Below are 581 nucleotides of genomic sequence, written 5' to 3' on the forward strand. Positions count from 1 at the left end.
TCCCAACCCGCAGCCGGATCCGGCAGCCCCTCGATCAGCGGCGCCACGGCCAGAAGATTCAAATCGCCGCGCCGGTTGCCCAAATCGCGGATCAGCCCGGTAACGGCGTGTTGCAACACATCAACGGTCTGCTCGGGCGCAGATGGCCGCGGCGCGCTGCTTGCCCACGAATCAGGGTTTTCTCGAGGCAACTGGGCCACGGAGATGCGCGGAATCAACTCGAGCGCGGGACCAACAAACCCAGCATTCTCCAAAGCCGATAGAAACGCGTCCGATCCGGTGCGCTCCATGACCGACCGACGTCGGATCCGGCCACTCGGATTCTTGACATAGAAGTAGGAATGAACCCCCCGGGTGTTGGGCACCAGCCACTCTTCCGGGTTCAATTCGTCTTGTCGCAAGCCGTAGTTAGACTCAAGCGTTTTCAGGTAAAGATCAATGACGGGGTGGTTACGCGCGGCAACAAACGCGGAATTGGTCAAGTGGAAATGCCCCGCGTCGTGCATGGCGAAACCCGGCGCTTGCAACAGATCCCGCAACCCATGCAGGTCACGAGCGGGATTGTCGCCGTCGGTGTAAAT

The 581-nt window shown here is 60.4% G+C and carries 1 protein-coding gene; it reads right to left on the reverse strand.

Annotated features, from left to right (window positions below; translation table 11 throughout):
* A partial coding sequence (locus tag A5624_RS28590) for a hypothetical protein (protein ID WP_197518949.1) occupies positions 1 to 581 on the reverse strand: 581 nt, incomplete at both ends.

The organism is Mycobacterium sp. 1482292.6, from assembly GCF_001672995.1.
In the GTDB taxonomy this organism is placed as follows: Bacteria; Actinomycetota; Actinomycetes; order Mycobacteriales; family Mycobacteriaceae; genus Mycobacterium; species Mycobacterium europaeum_A.